The sequence below is a fragment of the Povalibacter sp. genome (assembly GCF_036735925.1).
Lineage (GTDB): Bacteria > Pseudomonadota > Gammaproteobacteria > Steroidobacterales > Steroidobacteraceae > Steroidobacter.
Genome location: NZ_DAINNK010000004.1, coordinates 45,639 through 65,186, shown reverse-complemented (window position 1 = coordinate 65,186; position 19,548 = coordinate 45,639). Strand labels below are relative to the sequence as shown.

At 64.0% G+C, this 19,548-nt stretch carries 15 protein-coding genes; 9 read left to right on the top strand and 6 right to left on the bottom strand.

The genetic code is table 11. The features are described from left to right. Positions 1-22: 22 nt before the first annotated feature. Both V7D81_RS02490 and V7D81_RS02485 read right to left on the bottom strand, forming a co-directional pair. Positions 23-841, bottom strand: coding sequence for a Stp1/IreP family PP2C-type Ser/Thr phosphatase (locus V7D81_RS02490; protein ID WP_324314244.1), 819 nt, complete (start codon positions 839-841; stop codon positions 23-25). Then, positions 841-3,405, bottom strand: a complete 2,565-nt coding sequence (locus V7D81_RS02485; RefSeq protein ID WP_324314243.1) for a CHASE2 domain-containing serine/threonine-protein kinase — start codon at positions 3,403-3,405, stop codon at positions 841-843. Before V7D81_RS02485 ends, V7D81_RS02490 begins: the two co-directional genes overlap by 1 nt. A gap of 160 nt (positions 3,406-3,565) precedes the next feature. Here V7D81_RS02485 and radA point away from each other — a divergent pair, with 160 nt between their 5' ends. Continuing rightward, positions 3,566-4,918 carry a DNA repair protein RadA gene (radA, locus tag V7D81_RS02480; protein ID WP_324314242.1) on the top strand — a complete coding sequence of 451 codons (1,353 nt, stop codon included), beginning with the start codon at positions 3,566-3,568 and terminating at the stop codon, positions 4,916-4,918. A 206-nt stretch (positions 4,919-5,124) separates the two neighbouring features. Here the strand turns inward: radA and V7D81_RS02475 are convergent, their stop codons facing one another. Further along, complete coding sequence (locus V7D81_RS02475) at positions 5,125-6,411, bottom strand: HlyC/CorC family transporter (protein WP_324314241.1); 1,287 nt, start codon at positions 6,409-6,411, stop codon at positions 5,125-5,127. Between the two features lie 12 nt (positions 6,412-6,423). Further along, entirely contained in the window at positions 6,424-7,233 is an 810-nt protein-coding gene (locus V7D81_RS02470) for a cytochrome C assembly family protein (RefSeq protein ID WP_324314240.1), read from the bottom strand. A 148-nt stretch (positions 7,234-7,381) separates the two neighbouring features. Between V7D81_RS02470 and ffh the strand changes: the two genes are divergently transcribed. The 7 genes from ffh (at position 7,382) to sppA (ending at position 13,992) form a co-directional block, all read left to right on the top strand. Continuing rightward, complete coding sequence (gene ffh, locus V7D81_RS02465; RefSeq protein WP_324314239.1) at positions 7,382-8,734, top strand: signal recognition particle protein; 1,353 nt, start codon at positions 7,382-7,384, stop codon at positions 8,732-8,734. A gap of 96 nt (positions 8,735-8,830) precedes the next feature. Then, entirely contained in the window at positions 8,831-9,088 is a 258-nt protein-coding gene (gene rpsP, locus V7D81_RS02460) for a 30S ribosomal protein S16 (protein WP_324314237.1), read from the top strand. A gap of 29 nt (positions 9,089-9,117) precedes the next feature. Further along, positions 9,118-9,636, top strand: a complete 519-nt coding sequence (gene rimM / locus V7D81_RS02455) for a ribosome maturation factor RimM (protein ID WP_324314236.1) — start codon at positions 9,118-9,120, stop codon at positions 9,634-9,636. Between the two features lie 27 nt (positions 9,637-9,663). After that, positions 9,664-10,437, top strand: a complete 774-nt coding sequence (gene trmD, locus V7D81_RS02450) for a tRNA (guanosine(37)-N1)-methyltransferase TrmD (RefSeq protein WP_324314235.1) — start codon at positions 9,664-9,666, stop codon at positions 10,435-10,437. Between the two features lie 31 nt (positions 10,438-10,468). After that, positions 10,469-10,813, top strand: a complete 345-nt coding sequence (gene rplS / locus V7D81_RS02445) for a 50S ribosomal protein L19 (protein ID WP_324314234.1) — start codon at positions 10,469-10,471, stop codon at positions 10,811-10,813. Positions 10,814-11,015: 202 nt separating this feature from the next. Further along, positions 11,016-12,140: a PQQ-dependent sugar dehydrogenase gene (locus V7D81_RS02440; protein WP_324314233.1), complete on the top strand. Its 1,125-nt coding sequence runs from the start codon at positions 11,016-11,018 to the stop codon at positions 12,138-12,140. 10 nt (positions 12,141-12,150) lie between these two features. After that, the gene (gene sppA / locus V7D81_RS02435; RefSeq protein ID WP_324314232.1) at positions 12,151-13,992 is read left to right on the top strand and encodes a signal peptide peptidase SppA; all 1,842 of its coding nucleotides are present in this window, start codon (positions 12,151-12,153) and stop codon (positions 13,990-13,992) included. Between the two features lie 106 nt (positions 13,993-14,098). Here the strand turns inward: sppA and tdh are convergent, their stop codons facing one another. Together tdh and V7D81_RS02425 are read right to left on the bottom strand one after the other, a co-directional pair. Further along, a complete protein-coding gene (gene tdh, locus V7D81_RS02430) occupies positions 14,099-15,139 on the bottom strand; it encodes an L-threonine 3-dehydrogenase (RefSeq protein WP_324314230.1) in 1,041 nt (346 codons plus the stop codon). A gap of 194 nt (positions 15,140-15,333) precedes the next feature. Continuing rightward, complete coding sequence (locus V7D81_RS02425) at positions 15,334-16,524, bottom strand: glycine C-acetyltransferase (RefSeq protein WP_324314228.1); 1,191 nt, start codon at positions 16,522-16,524, stop codon at positions 15,334-15,336. 352 nt (positions 16,525-16,876) lie between these two features. Here V7D81_RS02425 and V7D81_RS02420 point away from each other — a divergent pair, with 352 nt between their 5' ends. Further along, a complete protein-coding gene (locus tag V7D81_RS02420) occupies positions 16,877-19,540 on the top strand; it encodes a TonB-dependent receptor (RefSeq protein WP_324314227.1) in 2,664 nt (887 codons plus the stop codon). Positions 19,541-19,548: the final 8 nt, after the last annotated feature.

Sequence of the window (19,548 nt, the reverse complement as noted above, 5' to 3'; positions counted from 1 at the left end):
TGTTGCCGATCGGCGCAGCGAACTAGCCGAACCAGCGCAGGATTTTGTCAACCACGCCGTTCTTTGCTGCGAACGAGTCGACAACTTGAGCAAGAATAATCGAGACGTTGTCGCGCCCGCCGTTGTCGTTCGACAACTGAATCAATTGCTTGGCAACCGTTTCGAGACTAGCACTGAAGGTGCTTATTGTTAAGTGGATGTCGTCGTCCTCGACCATGTCGGACAGGCCGTCCGAGCAGAGGACGTAGAAATCGCCCTTTTCCGCGGGATGTTCGTGCAGTTCGACGTCGACGGTGGGTTCGACCCCCAACGCCCGCGTGACGTAGTTCTTGTTCGTGGCCCGCGCGGCCTCGGCCGGGGAATAGAAGCCCCGATCGACCAGTTCCTGCAGCAGGGAATGGTCCATGGTCATCTGTTCGAAGCGGTTGCCGCGCATGCGGTAGGCGCGCGAATCGCCGACGTGGGCGATGGCCACCTTGTTGTTGAAGAACAGGCAGGCGACCACCGTCGTGCCCATGCCTTCGCACTGCGGCTGGGTCTTGGCCGTCTGATAGATGATCTTGTTGGCCCGGGCGATGGCGTCGCGCAGCACGATGCTGGGGCGCTGCATGCCGGTCTCGGGATCTTCCGTGTTCATGTCCTGGTGTTCGATCGCTTCCTTCACCAGGCCCACGATGGTCTTGACCGCGATGCCGCTCGCGACTTCGCCGGCGTTGTAGCCGCCCATGCCGTCGGCCAGCACGAACAGGCCGATGTCGGCATCGACGCCGATGGTGTCTTCGTTGTGTTCGCGAACGCGACCCACATCGCTCAGGCCGACTGAACGGATCTTGCCGCGCATCACGGGATCAACCACTCATGTTCGCCGGCCGGCGCTTTCTCGGGCTCCATGCCCCGGGTGCAGGCCTTGAGGTCGGCCGCGAATTCGGCGCAGGTGGGATAGCGATCGTCCGCCGACTTGGCCAGCACGCGGTCGATGATGGCATCGATGCCGTCGGGCAGTTCCGGACGGATCAGCCGGATCGGGGTGTGCGGCTCGGTGGCAATTTTCTGCATCAGTCGCGGCATCGATTCGGCGCGGAACGGCAGTTGACCTGTCAGCAGCTGATACAGGCTGATGCCCAGAGCGAACTGATCGGAGCGACCGTCGAGGTTGCGTCCTTCCAGCTGTTCCGGCGACATGAATGAGGGTGTGCCCAGGACGATTCCGGTTTTAGTTCGGCTTGTATCGGTCAGTCGTGCGATGCCGAAGTCCGTGATCTTCAGCTCATCCGTCTCGGCATTGAACATTATATTAGCCGGTTTGATATCGCGATGAACCACGTTCTGGCGGTGCGCATAGTGCAGCGCCTCCGCGGTTCTGGCCACGAGGGTCATCACGGTTTTCGGCGGCAGCAGTTTTGCGCTGTCGGTATACGAACTCAGGTGCTGGCCGCGCAGATATTCCATGGCGATGTAGGCCAGGCCCTGATCTTCGCCCGCGTCGTAGACGGTGACGATGGCCGGATGATTCAGTCGCCCGGCCATCTCGGCTTCGCGGAAGAAGCGGGCCCGGGCTTCTTCCAGATCCTGTTCTTCGAACTCGTCCGCCAGCGGAATGGCCTTGATCGCCACGACGCGATTGATGTTCGGATCGCGACCCAGGTAGACCACGCCCATCGCGCCCTTGCCCAGTTCGCGTTCGAGTTCGTAGCGGCCCAGTTTGCGGCCGAGCGACGGTGGGCTCTGCTCGCCCCACGGATCCTCGCTCCAGTCTTCGACTCGCGGTGCAGGTGTCGGTGGCCAGGCTTTAGGCTTCTCCACGGCGGGTTCGCGGGCGGGCCGTTCCTCTGCGGTGACGCGCGCGCGTCGGGCGCGCAGGTCGCGATAGTTCGGATCGCGGGTCGCGATGTGGCTGTAGACCGCGGCGGCCTTCTGGTTCTGGCGTCGTCGCTCGAAGTCCATCCCCAGGAAATACAGCAGTTCCATGGTCGGCGCGTCCAGCGGGCAGCGACGATAGGTTTCGAATGCCAGGTCGAGTTGCCCCTGGCGCTGGAACGTCTGTCCGAGCGTTCGCAGGTTGCTGTTCGGGTCCGGTGCCGCGCCGGGCTTCACGTTGGCGCGACGCACGATTTCGCCGAGCGCATACAGCGCATAGCCCGCGATGGCCGCCGCCGCGGGGACGACCAGCTGCACCCACAGATGCGTGGAGGCGAGCAGGCCTGCTTCGCTGATGCCGAGAATGGCGACGACCAGGATGGTCGCCAGGGCACCGAGTCCCGGTCCGGCCGCAGGCAGGATGAGTGCGGCGAACAGGATGATGGCCAGCGCCACCAGCCATTCGGCGAGAATCGATGAGCCCGGATGCCGGAACGACGCATCGCGCAGGATGCTGTTCACGGCGCTCGCCGTGATCACGTTCATCGAAGCCTGAGGGCCGGCTGCTGTCGTGAAAGTGCGGTCGGCATCGTTCACGCCCACCAGCACGATCCTGTCGCGCAGAGCGGCCGCCGGTACTTCCCCGTTCAGCACCTCGACATAGGAGTAGTGCGTGAGCTTCGGCGACGTGCCGGCAAAATATTGAGGACGAGTCAGCAGCGCACCTTCGATCGGCAGCGACCGGGTGCCGACCTGCGCGGCGTCGCGCGCGTCGAACGTGATTTCGGAGGACAGTGCCTTCGCCGCAATGACCGTCGCCAGCGACGGCAGCAGGGCATTGCCGATCCGCACCGCTGCCGTATCGGTACGCACTACGCCATCGACATCCACATCGAGATGCAGATGGCCGATGGCCGATGCATTGCCGGTGAGCTGAGCGGGCAGCGGTTGCGACACCTTCGCAGTCAGCGCCGCCTGCAACGCCTCCGCCGAACCCGCGACGAGAAACTGCGTCGGCAAGGTTGCATTGCCGGGCGCGCCATCTTCGATGCGTACCTCGATGGGCAGCAGCACATTGCCGTGCATCTTCATGGCGGCGGCGAGCTGACCTTCGGGATCGACCGAGTTGCCGCCGGCCCTGAGCAGTTCGCGCAATTGCATGGCCTGTGCGGAATCGCCGAGATTCGATGCTTCCAGCAACGCAAGCGCGGCGCGCACGCGTTCGGTTTCAGTGCCTGTGGGCGCGGCCGACAGCGGCATGGTGAATGCCACGATGCGTGCACGCGCTTCATGCAGTTCCCGCAGCAGATCGGCATGGACATTGTGCGGCCATGGCCAGGTGCCGAGTTCGGCGATGCTGCGATCGTCGATGTCGATCAGCACGATGTCCTGCGCATCCGGCGTCGCGGACGCGCGCTGAGCGCGGTCATAGGCCGCAAGTTCGAGCGGCGTGAAGGGCGAGGGCGCGAGCAAAGCTCCGATGGCGATCACAGCAGACGCTGCGATGCCGCCCGGTAGCCAGGAATAACGCGCCAGTCTCGATGCCACGGACACCCCATCTTTGATCTCGATGGAGTATAGACGAACGGCATATGCCGAATTGCCGGTGGCGTCACACCCTGCAGGCGCGACGGACTGTGATCTTCCTCACTGAATCGTCGGGCCTGAGGTAGGCTCACGCTTTCCCTCGTGCGATTCAGCGGTGCCCATGGCGAAAACCCGGCAAGTCTACGTATGCGACCAATGCGGCAACGAAAGCCTGCAATGGCAGGGATTGTGTCCATCGTGCGGTGCCGGCGACACCCTCAAGGCGGTGACCTTGGCGCGGGGCAGCAATGACCGCAAATCGCTCGCCGCCGCCAGCGGCGCGCCGCAGCGGCTGTCGCAGGTCGTGAACCGCGACGATCCGCGGATCGCCACGGGTCTCGACGAACTCGACCGCGTACTGGGAGGCGGACTGGTGCTCGGTTCCGTGACGCTGCTGGGCGGCGATCCCGGCATCGGCAAATCGACCATGCTGCTGCAGGCGGGCGATGCGCTCAGCGCCGCGACGTCGACGCTCTACGTGACGGGTGAGGAATCATTGCGGCAGGTGAGCCTGCGTGCGAAGCGTCTCGGCATCACCGCCGATCAACTGCAACTGCTGGCCGAGACTTCGCTGGAGACGATCATCGAGCAGGCCCGCGCGCTCGATGCGCGCGTACTGATCATCGATTCCATCCAGACCATGCACGTCGCCGATGTCGAGTCCTCGCCGGGTTCGGCGACCCAGGTGCGCGAAACGGCGGCGGCGCTCGTGCGCTTTGCCAAGTCGACCGGTGTGTCCGTGCTGATCATCGGTCACGTCACCAAGGAAGGCGTGATCGCCGGCCCGCGCATCCTCGAACACATGGTCGACACCGTGCTCTATTTCGAGAGCGATGCCGGCAGCCGTTTCCGTCTGGTGCGCGCGGTCAAGAATCGCTTCGGCGCCGCCAACGAGGTCGGCGTGTTCGCGATGACCGAGCAAGGCTTGAAGGAAGTGAAGAATCCTTCCGCGATCTTTCTCTCGCATCATTCGCGCCCGGTTGCCGGCAGTGCAGTGATGGTGGCGCGCGAAGGCAGTCGTCCGATGCTGGTCGAAGTGCAGGCGCTGACCGACGAAGCGCAGGGCATGAACCCGCGTCGCGTCGCCGTCGGTCTCGATTCGAACCGGCTCGCGCTGCTGCTTGCGGTGCTGCATCGGCATGGCAATGTGTCGAGCGCGGGTCGCGACGTCTTCGTCAACGTCGTCGGCGGCGTGCGGATTTCGGAAACCGCCGTCGATCTGCCCGCCGTGCTTGCCGCCGTTTCCAGCGTTCGCGATCAGCCGCTGGCCGGCAAGCTCGTGTGCTTCGGCGAGATCGGCCTCGCAGGCGAAGTCCGTCCGGTGCCCTTCGGCGAAGAACGGCTGAAGGAAGCAGCCAAGCACGGCTTCGAACGCGCCATCGTTCCCGAAGCCAACAAACCGCGACGACCCATCGACGGCCTCGAGGTCATCGGCGTCGAGCGGCTGGAGCAGGCGCTGCGTTCCGCGTTCTGAAGAATCCGGAGTTTCACACGGAGTTCACGGAGAACACGGAGAAGAGAAGAAATATCTCCACGGGGGACACGGGGAGCACGGGGTTCCGAGAGAAAGAAGTTTTTCCTTCCCCGTGCTCCCCGTGTTCCCATTCCTCCCCCGTGGAAACTCTCTTCATTTCTTGTTCTCTGGCTCCGTGTTCTCCGTGAACTCCGTGTGAAGCCTTCCTACCCTTCTTCCGCCGTCTCTTCCGTCACCGGCCTGATGCGGGCGGTTTTCACCGCATTGTCCACGGCCTGCAGGATTTCGATCGACAGGCCGCCGATCTTCAGCGACGTGCCCGGCTCGGGAATGTTTTCCAGGTATTCCAGGATCAGTCCATTGAGGGTGCGCGGACCGGTGACGGGCAGCGACCAGCCGAGCGTGCGGTTGAGGACGCGCACGTTGACTGCGCCATTCACCACGTAGCTGCCGTCGGCGTCGCGGTGGATGTCGCGATGCAGGGTGCCGGGGTCGCTGGTGAATTCGCCGACGATTTCTTCGAGGATGTCTTCGAGCGTGACCAGTCCGCGGATGTCGCCGTATTCGTCGACGACGAGGGCGATGCGGCGGCGGTCGCGCTGGAAGTTCTGCAACTGCACGTCGAGGGTCGTGCCTTCGGGAACGAAGTACGCCTCGCGCTCGCGGGCGATGCTCAGCAGGATCTCGCGCGACAGCGCGCCGTGCGCGAGCGCATGGGCGACCTTCTTCATGTGCAGCATGCCGACCACGTTGTCGAGATTGCCTTCGCACAGCGGCAGGCGCGTATGCGGCGTGGTGCGCAGCAGGTCGAGGATCGAATCCCAGTCATCGTCGATGTAGACGCTGGAGATCTCGCTGCGCGGGATCATGATGTCTTCGACGGTCACCGACTGCAGTTCCAGGATGCGCGCCAGCATGCGCTGGTGCGTGTGGGCGGCGGCGAAGCCGGACGGCGCATCGGCGGGATCGGTGCTCAACGCCCGGCCGGCGGCGGGTGCGATCCCGATGCCGCGCTGCAAGCCGTTCGACAGTTTTTCGATCAGCCAGGTCAGCGGCTGCAGCGTGCGGAAGAGGCCGGCGCACAGCCACGAAGCCGGCAGCGCAATGCGTTCGGGAAAGCGTGCGCCGAACGCCCGCGGCACGAGATCGCCGAAGACCATGATCAGCAAGGTGATGCACGCAACGCCCAGCGCGAACGTCACGGCCATGCCGGAGTGCGCGGCCACGACGCCGGCGATGGCGGCGGCGCTGGCGTGCAGCAGCGTCCGGCACAGCAGGAACGTCATGGCAACGCGGTCGGACTGGGCGAGAAGAAGCTCGATCCGCCGCGCCTTGCGATTGCCGATGCGCGCGAGATTGCGTAAGCGGTAACGATTGAGATTGAGGAAGGCGGCTTCGACCGCCGCGACCAGCGCCGACAGGGCGATCAGCACCAGGATCGTGATCGTCGGGGCCGCCCAGACGACGGGCCAATCGATACTGTCAGGTTCCAAGTTCGTACGACCTCAACCCCAGTGGCGTCCGAGAATGGATTCCAGGACGAGCTTGGAGCCGAAGTAGGCGAGCACCAGCAGCGCGAAACCGCTGAGCGTCCAGCGCACAGCGGTGCGACCGCGCCAGCCGAAGCGCCAGCGACCGAACAGCAGGATGGCGAAGACGATCCAGGCCAGGCACGAAAGGATCGTCTTGCGCGACAGGTTCTGTGCGAACAGGTCCTCGACGAAGATGAAGCCGCTGAACAGCGCGAGCGTGAGGATGGCGAAGCCCGCGCCGATGGCCTGGAACGTTGCCGCTTCCAGCGCTTCGACGGACGGCAGGCTCGACAGCCAGCCCAGCGGCTGGCGATTGCGCAGGCGTCGATCCAGCAGGGCGAGCGCGATGGCCATGGCCGCGGCCGTGGCGAGGAGCGCGTAAGCGATCGTCGACAGGACGATGTGCGCGGCGAGTTCCCAGTTGTGTTCCTTGAGCGCGAACGAGCGTGCGCCTTCGTCCGTGGTGGCGGCGAAGATGCCCACGGCCGCCAGCAGCACGGCGCCGATGCCGGCGAAGCGCGGCCGCTGCCAGGAAGCGGCGAGTGCGATCACCGCCATGATCAGGCCGATCAGGGAGGCGGTTTCCGCCACCGACAGCGCCAGCTGCGGCGCCGAGAACATCGCCTGCCAGAGGAACACGGCGTGGACGATGACGGCGAGCACGCCGAGCGCCAGTCCGGTGACCCGCTGGCCGCGCGCGGAATGACGTTCAGCGCGATACACACTGGAGGCCAGCCAGACGGCGCAGGCCAGGTAGCAGGCGAGCACGACGATGGAAAACACGGGGAGCGTTGTTCTCTGCTTGAGGGGACGGGCTGCAGGCGACAGGCTACAGGCTACGGCCGGAGAGGACTAGACGACTTCAATCTTCCGTCTGCAGCCTGTCGCCTGTAGCCTGTCGCCCTGCCTTTTTCCTCCCGGATCCCCGCCGATGTTCGACAAACTGACCGAACGCCTGCAAGGCGTCATGGAAAGCCTGCGCGGTCGCGGGCGTCTGACCGAAGAGAACATCGGCGACACCCTGCGCCAGGTGCGCATGGCGCTGCTCGAAGCCGACGTCGCGCTGCCGGTGGTGAAGACCTTCATCGAATCCATCCGCGGCAAGGTCGTCGGCATGGAGATCGAGAAAAGCCTGACGCCCGGTCAGTCGCTGATCAAGATCATTCACGACGAACTGATCGCGCTGATGGGCGCGGGCGTGCGTCCGATCAATCTGCGGGCGCAGCCGCCGGTCGTGATCCTGCTCGCCGGCCTGCAGGGTGCGGGCAAGACCACGTCGGCCGGCAAGCTCGCGAAATGGATCAAGGAGAATGAAAAGAAGAAGGTGCTGCTGGCGAGCACGGACGTCTACCGTCCCGCCGCCATCCTGCAGCTCGAACGGCTCGCAAAACAGCTCGACGTCGCCTTCTATCCGTCCGATCCGAACAAGCCGGCGCTGACGCTGGCGCGCGAAGCGCTGTCCGAAGCGAAGCAGTCGCTGTACGACGTGCTCATCGTCGACACCGCCGGCCGCCTGCACGTCGACGACGAGATGATGGGCGAGATCCGCGACATCAGCGCCGCGGTGAGCCCGACCGAAACGCTGTTCGTCGTCGACAGCATGGCGGGTCAGGATGCCGTGAATGCGGCGCGCGCCTTCGGCGACGCGCTGAGCCTCACCGGCGTCGTGCTCACCAAGACGGACGGCGATGCCCGCGGCGGCGCGGCCCTGTCGGTCCGCCAGATCACCGGTCAGCCCATCCTGTTCATGGGCACGGGCGAAAAGACCGACGCCCTGGAAGTCTTCCAGGCCGAGCGGGTGGCCTCGCGCATCCTCGGCATGGGCGACGTGCTGGCCCTGGTCGAGAACGTCCAGAAGACCGTCGATCGCGAACAGGCCGAAAAGCTCGCCCGCAAGATGAAGTCGGGCAAGGACTTCGACCTCGAGGATCTGCACGACCAGCTCCTGCAGGTCGAGCGCATGGGCGGCCTGAGCTCGCTGATGGACAAGCTGCCGGCTCACCTCACGGCAAAAGCCGGGCAACTCCCCCAGGGCAATGAAAAGGAGATCAAGCGCCAGGTCGCCATCATCCGTTCCATGACGCCGGGGGAGAGGAAATACCCGAAGAACATCGATGCCTCCCGCAAGCGCCGCATCGCCGCCGGCTCGGGCGTGCATGTTTCGGAGATCAACAAGCTCCTGAAAAATTACCTTCAGATGCAGAAGGTTATGAAGAGCATGAGCAAGGGCGGTGGGCTGGCGAAGATGATGCGGGCGTTTGGGGGGCGGATGCCGGGGATGTGAGCGGCCTAACCCTTTCACTTCCCCCAGCTTTTCAGTACCATTCGCGCCCTTTTCCGGGGCTCACGCCCTCATCCGTGGATTTCCGAGGCTTTATCAATGGTTACGATCCGGCTTACGCGCCGTGGCGCGAAGAAGCAGCCCTTCTATCACATCGTCGTTACGGACAGCCGTAAGCGTCAGGGTGGCATGGCGCTCGAACAGGTCGGTTATTTCAACCCGATCGCCGCCGGCAAGCAGACGCGCCTGCAGCTCGATCTGGCGCGTGTCGACTACTGGCTCGACAAGGGCGCCAAGCCCTCCGATCGCGTCGCTGAACTGGTTTCCAAGCAGCGCAAGCAGGCTGTCGCAGCCTGAACCCTGATTTGCCCGCGCATCCATAGGTCGTGACGACGCCGGCGCCAGCCTCCGACCGGATCGTCATTCTCGGAAAGATCGCGGGGACCTTCGGGGTCAAGGGTTGGATCAAGGTCAGGTCGTACACCGAGCCGGTCGAAAACATCCTCGGGTACGAAATCTGGCAGGTCGGCAGGGAAGGTCAGTGGCAGCCGGCCACCGTTGAAGAAGCGCGAGTCACCGACAAAGGGGTGCTCGCCAAGCTGGAAGGAATGGAATCGCCCGAAGAGGCCCGATTGAAAGTTGGCCTCGAGATCGGTGTGTGGCGCAGCGAAATGCCGCCGCCCGAGCCGGGTGAGTACTACCTGAGCGACCTGGAAGGCATCGATGCGGTGTCTGCGTCGGGCGAACCGCTCGGCAAAGTCGATCACTTCCGGACGACGCCTGGCGGCACGGTGGTGATCGTGCGGGGCGAACAGGAACACTGGATTCCGTTCGTGAAGGACAGGATCGTGAAGGTCGAGCTGGATGCCAACCGCATCGTGCTCGACTGGTCGGCCGACTGGTGATGGCCTGTTGATGAATGGGGAGTGGGAATGCGCATCGAAGTGGTGACGCTGTTCCCGGAGTTCATCACCGAAGCCGTCCGGGTCGGCGTGCTGGGCCGGGCGATCGAGCGTGGACAGGTGAGCGTCGCGGCGAGCAACCCGCGCGAGTTCGCCGAGGACGCGCACAAGACGGTCGACGATCGGCCGTACGGCGGCGGACCGGGCATGGTCCTGAAGGTCGAGCCGACGCGTACAGCCCTCCGGGCGGCGCGGGCCAGGCTCCCGGAAGGCAGTCGCCGGATCTACCTGGCGGCGGACGGCGAAACGCTGACGCAGGCCAGAGCCCGCGAGCTGTCGCAGCTGCCGGGGCTGCTGTTGCTGGCAGGTCGTTACGAAGGCGTGGACGAGCGCCTGCTGGCGACCGAGATCGACGAGTGCATCTCGATCGGCGACTACGTGGTGTCGGGCGGTGAGCTGCCCGCGCTGGTGCTGATCGACGCCATCGTGCGATTGCTGCCGGGCGTGCTGGGCGACGATGAGTCCGCACAACAGGATTCGTACGTCGCCGGACTGCTCGACTGGCCGCACTACACGCGGCCGGAAGTGTTCGAGGATCGCGCGGTGCCGCAGGTGTTGCTGAGCGGCAATCACGCCGCGATCCAGCGCTGGCGGACCAAGCAGGCGCTGGGACGCACGTGGCAGCGACGGCCGGATCTGCTGGCGAAGCTGCAGATGACGAAGGAGCAGCGCCGGCTGCTGGACGAATTCGTTGCGGAATACGAGGCGGAACGCGCCGTGCGCGGGCCGCAGGATCGAGAGTAGACAGGTTTTCAATTTCGGAATCGGTGCAACCATGGCCAACATCATCGAAACGCTCGAGCGCGAAGCATCTGACAAGAAGATCCCGGACTTTTCCCCGGGCGACACCGTCGTGGTGGAAGTGAAGGTGAAGGAAGGCGACCGCGAGCGCGTGCAGGCCTACGAAGGCGTCGTGATCGCCCGTCGCAACCGCGGTCTGAACTCCTCGTTCACCGTGCGCAAGATTTCCCACGGCGAAGGCGTGGAACGCGTGTTCCAGGCCTACAGCCCGTCCATCGGTTCGATCAGCGTGAAGCGCCGCGGCAACGTCCGCCGCGCCAAGCTGTACTACCTGCGCGACCTGACCGGCAAGGCAGCGCGCATCGAAGAAAAGGTCTAAGACCGCTTCTTACTGCACCGGAAGGGCGCGACGGCGAATGGCCGTCGCGCCCTTTTTTCTTCCTGTAGGTCAGGCTTCAGCCTGACAGCTTCTCAGGCCGGCTGAAGCCGGCCCCACAGGAAGAAATAAAGCCGGTGGGTGCCGATGGCAACGGTCCGCGGCCGACGCGTACACTCCAGCCGAACCCGATTCCGGAGTCCTCATGCCCGGCCCCTCGCGCCCGATCCAGGCGTTGCTGCGAGCTTTCCTGCTGACGGTCCTTGCCGGCACGGCAACGGCCAGCCCGGCCACCGACAAGGTCATTGCCAACGTCCGCCTGCCGCCGGGCTTCAAGCTCGAGGTCTACGCGGACGACGTGCCGTTCGCGCGCTCGATGGCGCTCGGCGCCAAGGGCACGTTGTTCGTCGGCACCCGCAAAGGTGTCGTCTACGCGCTCACCGGTACGCCCGGCAGCGGCGTCAAACCGACGACGCGCACCCTCGCCGGGAAACTGAACCAGCCCAACGGCGTCGCCTTTCGCGATGGTGCGCTCTACGTCGCCGAAGTCAGTCGCATCACTCGTTACGATGGCATCGAGTCGTCGCTCGACCAGGTTCCCGAGCCCAAGGTGGTGCGCGATGACTTTCCGAAGGACGGCCATCACGGCTGGAAGTACATCGCCTTCAGTCCCGACGGCAAGCTGTACGTGCCCATCGGCGCGCCGTGCAACGTCTGCAATCAGCCCGGCTACGCCGTCATCACGCGCATGAATCCCGACGGCTCGGATCGCGAAGTGTTCGCCCGCGGCATCCGCAACACCGTCGGCTTCACCTGGCATCCGACGACGCGCGAACTCTGGTTCACCGACAACGGCCGCGACTATCTCGGCGACGACGCACCGCCTTGCGAACTGAACGTCGCGCCGCGCCCGGGTCTCGACTTCGGTTTTCCTTACTGCCACGGCAAGGACATCAAGGATCCCGAGTTCGGCAAGCTGGGCGACTGCGGCCGGATCGCGCCGCCGGTGCAGTTGCTCGACGCGCACGTCGCGCCGCTGGCAGTGAAGTTCTATACCGGCAGCGCATTCCCCGAGCGCTATCGCAACCTCGTCTTCATCGCCGAACACGGTTCCTGGAACCGCTCCGAGAAGAGCGGCTATCGCATCACCACCGTGAAGCTCGATGGCAACCAGGCCGTGAGCTACGAGCCGTTCGCGACCGGCTTCAATCGCGGTAACGAGGTCTACGGTCGTCCCGTGGATCTGCTGCTGCTCGACGACGGTTCATTTCTGGTTTCCGACGATCAGGCCGGCGCGATCTACCGCCTGAGCTATGCCGTGAAGGATTGACGTACCGATCATGAAGACTCTCGCTGCGATTTTCGGTTTTCTCTGGCGCGTGCTCGACGGCATGCGCAAGGTGATGCACTTCATCGTCCTGCTGGTCATTTTCCTGGTGTTGCTGGCGGTGCTGTCGCCGCGCATTCCGATCGTGCCGCAATCGGCCGCGCTCGTGATCGCGCCGCAGGGTGCACTGGTGGAGCAGTTGTCGGGCGATCCGTTCGAACGCGCGCTCGCCGAGGCCTACGGCACCGGCCGGGCGGAGACGCTGGTGCGCGATGTCGTCGACGCCATCGAAGCGGCCAAGAAGGATCATCGCATCAAGGCGCTGGTGCTCGATCTCGGCTCCATGCAGGGCGGCGGTATCGCCAAGCTGGAGGAGGTGGCCGCGGCCGTGCGCGATTTCCGCGCCACCGGCAAGCGCGTCATCGCGATCGGCGAAGGCTACGACCAGGCGCAGTACTACGTGGCATCCAACGCCGATGACATCTTTCTCGATCCGCAGGGGCTCGTGCTCATCGAGGGCTTCGGCTATTTCCGCACGTTCCTTAAAGGCGCCATCGACAAGCTTGCGGTCGACGTGAACATCTTCCGCGCCGGCAAGTTCAAGTCGTACACCGATCAGTTCAGTCGCAGCGACATGGCCGAGAGCGAGCGCGAGGAAAGCCTGGCCTGGCTCAATTCGCTGTGGACGCAATATCAGGCGTCGGTCACGCAGTCGCGCGGACTCGAAGCGAATGCCATCGACGCCTACGTCCGGGAGATGGCGTCGGCAGCGCGCGCTGCCAATGGCGATCTGGCCGCGGTCGCGATGGAGCGTCGCCTCGTCACCGAACTCAAGTCGCGCCACGAAGCCGAGGAATATCTCAAGACGCTGGTCGGCGAGGACAAGGACGATCACGGCTACCAGGGCATCGCACACTGGGACTACCTCAGCGCCGTGCGCGCAGCGCATGCGTTGCGGATCGAAGGCGATCGCATCGGCGTCGTGGTCGCTTCGGGCGAAATCCTCGACGGCGAACAGCCGCCGGGCACGATCGGATCGGACTCCGCCGTGCGGTTGCTGCGCCAGGCCCGCTACGACGATTCGATCAAGGCGGTCGTGCTGCGCATCGACAGTCCCGGCGGCAGCATGCTCGCCTCCGAAGTCATCCGTCGCGAAATCGACGCGCTGCGCGATGCGGGCAAGCCGGTGATCGCATCGATGAGCAGCATGGCCGCGTCCGGCGGTTACTACATCGCGATGGATGCCGACGAGATCTGGGCGCACCCGGCGACGCTCACCGGCTCCATCGGCGTGTTTGCCGTGATTCCCACCTTCCAGCGCACGCTGGAAAAGATCGGCGTGTCGACCGACGGTGTCGGCACGACACCGCTCGCCGGCGCGCTGAGCGTCGAACGCACGCTCAAGGACGAAGCAAAGGAAATCCTGCAGTTGTCCGTCGAACATGCCTATGGCACGTTCATCGGCCACGTCGCCGCCGCCCGCGAAAAGCCCATCGAGGAAATCGACGGCATCGCCCAGGGCCGCGTCTGGGCCGGCAACGACGCCGAACGCATCGGCCTCGTCGACAAGCTCGGTTCCTATCGCGATGCGCTCAATGCGGCCGCCGAACGCGCCGGTCTCGACAAGGACAGCTACAAGGTGGAGTACATCGAACCGCCGCTCGGCTGGCGTCAGGCGCTGGCGATGCAGACGCAGGCGCTCGCTGCGCGCATCACCTCGTCACTCGTGCCGAAGAACGAACTGCTGCTGTCGGCGCGCAAGATGCTGTCGCCGATCGAAATGGAACTGGCGCGGCTGGCGCGGTTCAGCGATCCGACGCAGGTGTACTACTACTGTCCGTGTTCGGTGAACTGAGAGAGGAGATTGGCCGCAAAAAAGCGCAAAGCACGCAAGTCAAAGAAAGCCGGAGGCCATCCGCTCCGTATTCCGTCCCTTGCGTTCTTTTTGCGCCTTTTTGCGGCTATTTTCTCCCGCTCTCTTCCCAATCCATCACCACCTTCCCCGACTGTCCCTTGCCCATGATCTCGAAGGCGCGCTGATACTCGGTGTACGGCACGCGGTGAGTGATGATCGGGCGGATGTTCAGGCCCGATTGCAGGATGGCGGCCATCTTGTACCAGGTCTCGAACATCTGGCGGCCGTAGATGCCTTTGAGAGTGAGGCCTTTCAGGATCACTTCGTTCCAGTCGATGGCGACGTCGGCCGGCGGCAGGCCGAGGAGAGCGACGCTGCCGCCGTGATGCATCGTGCGCAGCAGGTCACGGAAGGCGGTGGCATTGCCTGACATCTCCAGGCCGACGTCGAAGCCTTCCTGCATGCCGAGCTGTTTCATCGCATCGTCGAGCGAATCGCGCGTCACGTTCAGCGCGAGCGTCGCACCCATCCTGCGCGCCAGATCGAGGCGATAGTCGTTCACGTCGGTGATGACGACGTGGCGTGCGCCGACGAAGCGCACGATGGCGGCGGCCATGATGCCGATCGGGCCGGCGCCGGTGATCAGCACGTCCTCGCCGACCACGTCGAAGGCGAGGGCGGTGTGCACGGCATTGCCGAGCGGGTCGAGGATGGCTGCGATCTCATCGTCGATCGCGTCCGGCAGCTTGAACGCGTTGAACGCGGGAATGACGACGTACTCGGCGAAGCAGCCGGGACGATTCACGCCGACGCCGACGGTGTTGCGGCACAGGTGCCGGCGTCCGGCGCGGCAGTTGCGGCAGTGACCGCAGGTGATGTGACCTTCGCCCGAGACGCGATCGCCTTTGCTGAAGCCGGCAACCTCGCTGCCGATCTCGACGATCTCGCCGCAGTACTCATGCCCCACGGCCATCGGCACCGGAATGGTCCGCTGGGCCCAGCCGTCCCAGTGGTAGATATGCATGTCGGTGCCGCAGATGGCGGTGCGCTTGACGCGGATCATCACGTCGTTCGGACCGACCGTGGGCTGCGGAATGTCCTGCAGTTCGATGCCGGGCGCAGCGTGGGCTTTGACGAGGGCGTGCATGGAGATGAGTCGGGGAAGGGTGGGAGATGGGTCGCCAGCCTACTGCGGCGATGCTGTATTCAATAGAGGTAGCCTCCGCTGTGGGGCCGGCCATAGCCCAATGACTCAAGGACTTGCTCTGCCTGTGGGACCGGCTTTAGCCGGCCTGAAAACAGTCAGGCTGAAGCCTGACCTACAGAAGAGGAGAGGCGGCTTCAGCGCACCACGCCGAGCTCGCGGCCGACCGCCGTGAACGCCGCAACGGCCATGTCCAGATGCGCCTTCGTGTGGACGGCGGACATCTGTGTGCGGATGCGTGCCTTGCCGTGGGCAACCACGGGGAAGGAGAAGCCGATGACGTATACACCGTGCGCCAGCAGGCGCTGCGCGAAGTCGGAAGCCAGCCTGGCATCGCCCAGCATGACCGGAATGATGGGATGTTCGCCGGCGACGAGCGTGAATCCCGCGGCCGTCATGCCCTGGCGGAAATGGGCGCTGTTCTCCCGCAGTTGCGTTTTCAACTGCGTGTCGGCTTCCAGCAGGTCGAGGACGCGGAGACTGGCCGCGGCGATGAAGGGCGGGATGCTGTTCGAGAACAGGTAGGGTCGTGAGCGCTGGCGCAGCCAGTCGATGATTTCCTTGCGCCCCGACGTATAGCCGCCGCTCGCGCCGCCGAGCGCCTTGCCGAGCGTGCCGGTCAGGATGTCGATGCGATCCATGACCTCGCGTAATTCGTGCGTGCCGCGGCCGCGCGCGCCGATGAAGCCGGTCGCGTGCGAGTCGTCCACCATCACGAGTGCGCCGTAACGGTCGGCCAGGTCGCAGATTTCCTTCAGTCGCGCGATCACGCCGTCCATGGAAAACACGCCGTCGGTGGCGATCAGTTTGACGCGGCAGCCGTCCGCCTCCTGCAGGCGCGTCTCCAGTTCGTCGAGATCGTTGTTCGCATAACGCAGGCGTTTCGCTTTGCACAGGCGGATGCCGTCGATGATGCTGGCGTGATTCAGCGCATCGCTGATGACGGCGTCCTGTTCGTCGAGCAGCGTTTCGAACAGCCCGCCGTTCGCGTCGAAGCATGAGGAATACAGGATCGTGTCCTGCGTGCCGAGAAAGACGCTGAGGCGCGCTTCGAGGTCCTTGTGGATGGCGTGGGTGCCGCAGATGAAGCGCACCGAAGCCATGCCGTAGCCGTAGCGGTCCAGGGCCAGGCGGGTCGCTTCGCGGACCGCGGCGTGATTGGCCAGGCCCAGGTAGTTGTTGGCGCACAGGTTGATGACTTCCGATCCGTCGCTGACCCGGATCACCGCCTGTTGTGGCGAACTCAGAACCCGTTCGGGCTTGAACAGTCCCTCGGTGCGCAACTGCTCGGTATCGCGCGCCAGTCGATCAAGGAAGTCGCGTTTCATGCGGTCGCCCTTCGAAAAGAGGGCATCGATTCTGCCATCGATAGGCCTGCTGTTCGGAACAGTGCGGCTCCCGGTCGACGATGACGCTACTGCATCGCATACCGAGAGTTCGGAATGAATGAGGCTGGTTGCTTTGTCAAAAAGTGTAAGCCCGGCGGCATCGTTTGTGCCGCAAACGCGGCAAATACGCATGATGATTCGGGAAAATCAGCCAGATTCGCGATCGTAGGCGATTTCATCGGCCCGTTGCCATTGCGCATCCGTCTTCATACTATCCGTTCGTTACTGAGCGTACTGCGATTACCAAATTCAAATAGAACGGGTCCGCGCTCGGCCCGAACGGGGGTTCAAAGTGAAGACGAAGCTCGACTGCGTTCGTGTTCTTGCCTGCGTGGGTGTTTCGATTGCCGCTGTCGATGGCGCCCTGGCGCAGGACCAGCAGCCATCGCGCACGCTGCTGGAAGAAGTCATCGTGACGGCAGAGCGCCGCTCGGAGAGCGTGCTGGAAGTGCCGCTGTCCATTACTGCCTATGGCGACAAGCAGCGCGAACAGATGGGCATCATGAGTATTCAGGACATGGTGAACTTCGCGCCCGGCGTGTCGTTCAACATGGCTACCGACCGGCCCTCGATCCGCGGCATCGCGCGCCAGTCGAACTTCTTCTCTCTCGACAGCCCCGTCGCCAACTACTTCGACGGCATCTACACCAGCAGCGTGCAGGACGCGCAGCGCCGGCCGATCTTCATCGAACGCACGGAAATCCTGCGCGGTCCGCAGGGCGCGCTGTCCGGTCGCGGCTCGATCGCCGGCGCCTTCAACACGATTTCCAAGCGTCCGACGGACCACTTCGAAACCGAGATCGGCGCCTTTGCCGGCAACTATCGTCGCTACGGCGGCGAGATGACCGTGTCCGGTCCCCTGATCGGCGAGGCACTGCGTGTGCGCGTAAACGGCGGCGTTTATAGCCAGGATGAAGGCTATTTCGAAAACGTATCCCGCGGTGATACGGAAGGCGATCAGCCCAACAACCGCCAGATCTTCGACCTGCTGCTGGACGGCAAGCTGGGCGACAACGTCGAGTACTTCCTGAAGGCCGCGTATGCGGATTACGACGAGTCACGCCGCACGGGCATTTCGACGGCGCCGTTCTATGCGGGCAACCTCAGCGCGCCGTCTGCGTACGGCATCGACGGTGCACTGATGCCGCTGACATCGTGGGGTCTGTTCGCAGGTTCGAACGGTGTACGTCTGGGAGACGTGCCGAACAATCCGGCTTTTCTCTCGGATGACAACTACCACAAGTTCACGAACGACTTTCACAGCCGGCAGAAGCTCGACAACCATCACAGCTATACCGCGCATCTGACGTGGCACACCGGCCCGGTCGACATCAAGTGGATCGGAGGTCACCAAGCCTATCGCTATACGCAGTTGACGGATGTCGACGGCACGGACGTCCTGCAGATGACGCTGCCGGCGCCCGCGACGCGACCGACGTTCCGGCGGACGGTGAGCCCTGGCGGCACCAACCTCTACATGGAGCAGCGCGAGTGGTACAGCAACGAGCTGACCTTCACTTCCACGACTGATTCGAAGTTAAGCTGGATCTTCGGTCTCTATCAGTCGAACGAGGATTACAACCAGGAGCCGGCGACGACGACCTATCCGGGATATCCCGAGCTGAACAATCCCGTCCGGTTCGTTGGCAGCACGCCGGTGCCGGTGCAGCCGAGCGATTCGCCATTCGCCTCCGTGCGCGGTCTGTTCGATGGCGAAACCATCAGTCGCGCGGCGTTCGGGCAGATCGACTACGAGTTCACCGATCAGTGGAAGGCGACGCTCGGCCTGCGCTACAACGAAGACGAGAAGGACGTTTCCGAGGCGTTCCGTTACATCGGCAACAGCGTCAGCGCGGGGTTGGCGCCGATTCTGGCCGGCGGTGGACTGGGCGTGCCGATGGCTCTCGATGTCACGCCCGACTACGATGGCAGTCCGCTGCAGCCTGGCGTCGTGGCGGATCACGGCATCGATCCTGCCGACGGTTATCGCAAGCGCGATTTCCATGGTGAATGGAACGAGCTGACCGGTTCGGTCGGTATCGACTTCAAACCGAACCCGGACAACCTGATCTATGCGCGCGCGGCTCGCGGCTATCGCCCTGGCGGCTTCAATGCGGGCTTCAACTACAACCCGCCGATGGTCGACAACGAAACGGTCAACTCCTACGAGATCGGCTGGAAGACGACGCTCTTCAACCGTCTGCAGATCACCTCATCGGCATTCCTGTACGACTACCGCGACATCCAGTTGCCGCTGCCGGTGCTCGGCCGCTGCTCGAATCCTGACGATCTCAACACCTGCACGATCCTCAGCAGCTTCATCAATCTCCCGAAGGGTGAGAGCCGCGGCATCGAACTCGAAGCCAACTATGCGGCGACCGATCATCTCAGTCTCTACCTGAGCTACGGCTGGCTCGATACCGAGATCAAGGAAGGTCTGACCCAGGAAGGTCGCGGTTTCCAGAATCCGGATGACCCGGCCGCGTTGCTGCCGAATGCGAACCGCCACGAGCAGATCCCCGGTCAGGTCGACAGCTTCACCGGTCTGCCGCGCTGGACGCAGGATCTGTCGGGTAATTCGCTGGCGAACTCGCCGGCGCATAAAGTGGCGGCCAATGCGAACTACACCTTCGAGTTCAAGCCCGGCAACCTCATTGCCTCCGTGAGCTATGTGTGGCGCGACGAGCAGTATTCCGACGTGTTCGAAACCGAACCAGCCATCGTGCCGAGCTTCGACACGATCGGCGCGCGCCTGCTGTGGACCGATGCCCAGGATCGCTACACGGTGATCCTGTACGGCAGCAACCTGACCAACGAGGATGCTGCGGACAGCGCCGGCCTGAGCCGTCTGCGGACGGGGCTCACGGGTGCAGCCGGTCAGGCGTACTTCAAGACCTACAACTTCCTGCCGCCGCGCGAGTACGGCCTCGAATTGCAGTACCGCTTCGGCAATTGACGTTCCCT